The following is a 5,383-nucleotide window of genomic DNA, read 5'->3' on the forward strand; positions in this document are numbered from 1 at the left end:
ACCACCGGGCAGATGAAAGTTGATACTACGGATGGTGTGAAGACCTGGTATGAGGACGGATGGGTGCTGATCAGGCCTTCAGGCACCGAACCGATCATACGCATATTCGCAGAGTCCGGGACAAAAGAAAGAGCTGCAGAACTGATGAATAATGGTGTGCAACTAGTGGAAAAGCATGCATAAGCTTGTCTTATGCTTTTCCCCTTGACTCACCGAGTACCATTCCCGTGGCTATAAGGTGGGCCACTCTCAGAGGTTCAGGAATGTTGCTCCGGGTGGCCGTGAGCTTTACTATCTTTGCTGCATGTTGCGGTTCTATACCTGCACATTGGATGTAAAGAGGATTAGATCCGGGTTTTGTTCGTACTTTTGTGATGCTTCCAGCTCTAAGTATGATGTCCATTCTTTTTTTTGGCTCAGGGAGGTGCAACAAGGCATCTTCTATTTTCCTGAGATCAGGATATGCCCTCATAACCGCCACTACGGGAATTTCTGTAAGTTCCCAGATGCAATTAATATCCACCGGGTTGAAACCACCATACGTCACCCCATCGAGCATAATGACCCTTATCTGTCCAAAGTGTTTACTGGACTTGACCATCCCTACAATGGCTTCCGTACTATCCATACCATCTCTTGTGACATGGGTCCTCATAACACCATCAAGCCAATCTCCTCCCCTGAAAAAGGCTCCGACTATCAATATTTGATCGCCGATCAATGCAGAATCATCTATAGCAAGCACCCTTATCTCGCTTTTTATATGGAATGACCTATACACAAGAACAGATTCTCCGCTAATAAAAAAAATCGATCGTCAACCACGGGACATCAGCCGAACATTGTCTGTGGTTGATCGGTTGTTACCTGAACCGAATACTTTACAGGTGACATTACTTTCTTCACTGATCTTAAGAAATGTTCCATTTCCACCTGTTCTTTATCTTCTCTGACAGCAAGCATGCCTGCTTCCATGGCAACAGCACTAAGGTCAGCACCGCTCACTCCTTCAGCAAGGGAGGCAAGCTTCTTGAAATCAATATCTTTTGCGATCTTCATTTTTCGGGTATGGATCCTGAGGATCAGTTCCCTTGCATTGCCATCAGGCATCGGCACATTAACTATTCTGTCAAATCTGCCGGGACGCAGTATAGCCGGGTCAAGCACATCCAGACGGTTAGTTGCAGCTATTATGCGCACTTCTCCGCGGTTGTCGAACCCATCCATCTCGGCAAGAAGCTGCATAAGTGTGCGCTGTACCTCACGATCAGCGCCGTTTGTATCATTAAGACGTCTTGAAGCAATGGCATCCAGTTCATCTATAAATATGATAGATGGGGCCTTCTTCCTTGCCATGGCAAAGATCTCCCGGACAAGTTTTGCTCCATCACCTATGTATTTTTGGATCAGCTCAGAACCCACTACCCTGATAAAAGTAGCTTCTGTCCTGTTGGCAACTGCCTTTGCAAGCAGGGTCTTTCCTGTACCAGGCTCCCCAAATAGCAACACCCCCTTTGGCGGTGATATGCCGATCCTCGCAAAAGCCTCCGGTTTAGTAAGTGGCAGTTCAACAGATTCGACTATTTCCTGTACTTGCTCATCAAGACCGCCGATCTGGTCATAATCCACATCCTGTGGATCAACCACTTCCATAGCATTTACCATAGGCTCCTCTGTGAAAGGTATAACGTCCACTACGGCAAGTGTCTGCTGGTTTAAAGCCACGGTAGCACCAGGTACCAGGGTTTCGTCATCTATGAACTGGGACACTCCCACCAGGAATTGAGGACCAGTACTACTTTTCACAAGTACTTTGTCACTCCCTATGAGGTCAATCACGGTTGCAACTACAAGAGGTGCAGTCTTCAATCGGTCTATTTCAGCCTGCATCCTGCGAACTTCACGCTCAAATTTGAGTTTCTGGCTTTCTACGTATCTTTTTTCAGATTCCATCTGGTCGCATTGCTCTTTAAGAAGAGTATTGCGGGACTCTAACTGTTTCATGCGGTCCAGCAGGTACTTGGAAAAATCTTCGTCACTCTCTGAACCAGTATATTCATAGTTTTTCCTGTCCGCTCCCGCGGGAGCGAACCTCTTGGTATCTGCTTCACTGGTCTCGTTCATACAGCTCCGAACATTATTTAAGCGCATACGATATATAGCCCTTTCGTAAAAACGCTATGTAGGTTTTTAAGAGTGATTTGTGTATGCAATGCGAAATATGCGGTGAAGATATTCGTGGAAGTCCTTTTAAGGTCATTATCGATGGTGGCGAACTGACTGTATGCACCAAATGCTCCCAGTACGGTGCCCCTGCCAGCAAACGCACACCTGTTTCCAGGAAGGTCTCTCCAGTGCAGCCGACATCTGTCAGGCCCAGAAGAACTCAGAGGACCGGATTTGAAAAGCTGGCTGAAGAGATCGTGGACAATTATGATCAGGTTATTAGGGAAGCAAGGGAAAAACATGGCTGGACACCGGAACAACTTGCTGCCCAAATAAAAGAAAAGGCAACACTCATCCGGAAATTTGAACGCCGGGAGCTGGTTCCGGAGGACAGTGTAAGAGAAAAGCTTGAGCGTGTCCTTGAGGTCAAACTAATTGAAAGGATCAGTGACGACGAATGGAAAGGGGATAAGCTCCATAAAGGAACTACCCTTGGAGATATAGTCAATATTAAGCGTAAGTAAACGTACAGGGAGTTGTAAAACAATGCACCTTAAGGATAAGAAGCTGGGAGTGATCGGAACTGGCAAGATGGGATCTGCACTTATAAAAGGTATATGTGATTCAGGCATTATAGCCCCATCTAAAGTTTATGCCAGCGATGTTTATGATCTCGGACTGGAAAGGATGCGGACAGAGCTTGGCATCAATGTATCCAATGACAACGATCTTACAGTGGTTAATTCCGATATAATACTGCTTGCTGTCAAACCACAGATACTAAAGAGTGTGCTGAGATCGATAAAGGACAAAGTGACGGCTGAAAAGCTTGTGATATCAATAGCTGCAGGAGTTCCTTTGCAGGAAATAGCAAAAGAACTGAACCCCGGAACAAGGATCATCCGTGTAATGCCGAACATCGCCGCAACAGTTTCAGAGGCTGCTTCTGCGATCTGTCCCGGCCCAACCGCTTCCATGGAAGATGCCGAACTTGCACTTGAAATGTTCGGTGCGGTGGGTAGCGCTATAATAGTCCAGGAGAAACTCATGGATGCGGTGACAGGACTTTCAGGAAGCGGACCCGCATATATATTTCCTGTTATTGAAGCCATGGCTGACGGCGGGGTATATGAAGGCCTGGACAGAGACAGTGCACTTGTGCTGGCAGCCCAGACTGTACTTGGTGCAGCAAAGATGGCGCTTGAATTCCATACACATCCGGGTGAACTCAAGGACATGGTAACCTCTCCTGCAGGAACCACTATCCGGGGAATAAAGGAACTTGAGGAAAGAGGCGTACGTGCTGCGTTTATGAACGCGGTCATTGCTTCTGCAAAAAGGTCCAGAGAACTTGGAGAATAAAATCTAATGGAAAACTATATATTTAAATAGAATTTAGTAAATGTTGAGCATTTGAAATTTAAAATAACAAAATTCTTATATAGAGAACTTTAAAGTATGTTTGAAATTAAAAAGGGGGATTGTAGTTTGACCAGAGGGATTGACATTAAGTCGTTTGCTGTCATAAGGGCGGATAATGCCGACAAGGTTAATGTAGCATTGCATGATCTTGAACATTATGGTCATCTACGTTTTCTATCAAAGCCTAAGCGCATCGAACCTCAGTATGCAGATAACGTGCTTGTGAGTGTGGTCGGAGTACCTCTAAAATCCAAATGCAACTCTGCAGCACTGGTGGAACTTGATAATAATGCTGGAGCAGCTATTAGTAAACTTCGTAAGATCCATCCGCCGGCGCACATAGTAATCGTGAGCCCTCGGCATAAAGTCTATGAAGAATTAGTAGATAAGGCCGAGCTATCCCCTGAATTCGAACGTAAGTTCGCGTCTCAGGATAGTACGCAATCAGCTTATGGCTAAATGAAAACGTTATCATCAGTATTGTTATAATAGTATTCAGGATCAGCTATTTGCCTTAGTTTTGAAATGTGGGTATATAGGCTTTCTACGTCCTTAATATCCTTCTGTACAAGGGACAGAACACGTTTTCTTAGTCGGTGCTCTATGTCGATACCGTAATTTTCCAGATGATCAGAGATCTTCTTTTCGAGAATGATGCCTCTTCGATCCCAATCGGTCAATATCACTATATCTTTCCCAGTGGCTGCAACTTTTTCACAGATGTCTGCTAAGGGGTGGTGAGTAACAAATTCTATTCTCCCTTTTATACCAAGCTTCCTAAGTGATGCCAGATCCCTTTTTCCCTCTACCAGGATTATATTTCCTTCCATAGAAAAATATAGCAGTTCCTCAAGTAACTCTTCAATGAGCTCAAGACGTTTTCTATATACGAACAAGGGTGCCTTGAGAGTTTTCTCATAACCGGGCATCCTATAGGTCTTCAAATTCTTTGACATGAGTGATATATCTTCCAGGATAACTATTAGTTCCCGACCCTATAAGCATTCTTATGCTTCTGTGGTCTGGCATGCATCGGTTTCCTGGTAATCTGTTATTTGTACGGATCTGCAGAATTGTTCGAACTGCTCATAGTACCTTGCCCGCTCGATCAAACTCTCGAATATTGTATTCATGCTCTTCACCTCAAGATACAGTATGAAAGGAGTGTATATTAACCGGTCCCAAGCTATGTGAAAGTATTAGGGACACATATAAATGATGATCATATCAACCCTTCAGGTTTTTCCCAAGAACAGATAATGCAAAGTCCACACTTACTGTTTTCACGAGGATCGATTTCTGGCTGTTCTTTGCTCCACTGATGATGCTCACAGAAGAACTGTTCACACCAAATAAAGCCGCAAGCTGTTCTATCAGCTGTTCATTGGCCTTCCCTTTCTGCGCAGCCTGGGAAATCTTAACTTCAATGCGTTTTCGCCAGGGATTATACCCGCTGGGAACGCATGCATGTTTAGAACCAGGAGTTACTTCAAGATCTATTACTATCCCATCACTAACCTCTCTTAATGCATCTCTGAAAGGCATAGATGTAGAAATCTCCAAATCGTATATAGCAGTAACGAGAATACATGCTTGCACGCAGATAATGCTGTGGCCTGACGCACTAACTCCGGGAGCTCATCCTCTGGAATGTCCGCAGTCCTTCCCAGTTTCCCTCGTGACAGGCGCTTTTTGCATTATCTTATGTAGCGCATTATGGTTGACTGTACACTCATCGAATGGCTCTGCCATGTTCTTGTGCAAGGACCTAAAAATGCGCATCCGTGGGATGGGA

General features: G+C 44.9%; 8 protein-coding genes and 1 pseudogene. 4 read left to right on the top strand and 5 right to left on the bottom strand.

Annotated features, from left to right (window positions below; all coding sequences use genetic code 11):
• Positions 1-183 (top strand): annotated as a pseudogene (locus AB7U21_RS10050) (phosphoglucosamine mutase); the annotation flags it as partial.
• Between the two features lie 7 nt (positions 184-190).
• On the opposite strand, the gene AB7U21_RS10055 reads toward AB7U21_RS10050, so the two are convergent.
• Both AB7U21_RS10055 and AB7U21_RS10060 read right to left on the bottom strand, forming a co-directional pair.
• Positions 191-781 (bottom strand): DUF99 family protein, encoded by a 591-nt coding sequence (locus AB7U21_RS10055; RefSeq protein ID WP_428388750.1) that lies wholly within the window; start codon positions 779-781, stop codon positions 191-193.
• A gap of 50 nt (positions 782-831) precedes the next feature.
• Positions 832-2,124, bottom strand: a complete 1,293-nt coding sequence (locus AB7U21_RS10060; RefSeq protein WP_333787725.1) for a proteasome-activating nucleotidase — start codon at positions 2,122-2,124, stop codon at positions 832-834.
• An 83-nt stretch (positions 2,125-2,207) separates the two neighbouring features.
• Here AB7U21_RS10060 and AB7U21_RS10065 point away from each other — a divergent pair, with 83 nt between their 5' ends.
• From AB7U21_RS10065 to AB7U21_RS10075, 3 genes are all read left to right on the top strand, one after another.
• Positions 2,208-2,690, top strand: a complete 483-nt coding sequence (locus AB7U21_RS10065) for a multiprotein bridging factor aMBF1 (RefSeq protein ID WP_333787726.1) — start codon at positions 2,208-2,210, stop codon at positions 2,688-2,690.
• Positions 2,691-2,712: 22 nt separating this feature from the next.
• Positions 2,713-3,528 carry a pyrroline-5-carboxylate reductase gene (proC, locus tag AB7U21_RS10070; RefSeq protein WP_428388753.1) on the top strand — a complete coding sequence of 272 codons (816 nt, stop codon included), beginning with the start codon at positions 2,713-2,715 and terminating at the stop codon, positions 3,526-3,528.
• Between the two features lie 96 nt (positions 3,529-3,624).
• Complete coding sequence (locus AB7U21_RS10075; RefSeq protein ID WP_428388755.1) at positions 3,625-4,047, top strand: DUF356 domain-containing protein; 423 nt, start codon at positions 3,625-3,627, stop codon at positions 4,045-4,047.
• On the opposite strand, the gene AB7U21_RS10080 is transcribed toward AB7U21_RS10075, so the two are convergent.
• The 3 genes from AB7U21_RS10080 to AB7U21_RS10090 form a co-directional block, all read right to left on the bottom strand.
• Positions 4,044-4,544 carry a toprim domain-containing protein gene (locus tag AB7U21_RS10080; RefSeq protein WP_428388757.1) on the bottom strand — a complete coding sequence of 167 codons (501 nt, stop codon included), beginning with the start codon at positions 4,542-4,544 and terminating at the stop codon, positions 4,044-4,046. The genes AB7U21_RS10075 and AB7U21_RS10080 overlap by 4 nt on opposite strands.
• A gap of 51 nt (positions 4,545-4,595) precedes the next feature.
• Positions 4,596-4,721 (bottom strand): hypothetical protein, encoded by a 126-nt coding sequence (locus AB7U21_RS10085; protein ID WP_428388759.1) that lies wholly within the window; start codon positions 4,719-4,721, stop codon positions 4,596-4,598.
• 94 nt (positions 4,722-4,815) lie between these two features.
• The gene (locus tag AB7U21_RS10090) at positions 4,816-5,151 is read right to left on the bottom strand and encodes a DUF167 domain-containing protein (protein WP_428388761.1); all 336 of its coding nucleotides are present in this window, start codon (positions 5,149-5,151) and stop codon (positions 4,816-4,818) included.
• Positions 5,152-5,383 lie beyond the last annotated feature (232 nt).

Source organism: Methanomethylovorans sp., assembly GCF_050177135.1.
Lineage (GTDB): Archaea > Halobacteriota > Methanosarcinia > Methanosarcinales > Methanosarcinaceae > Methanomethylovorans.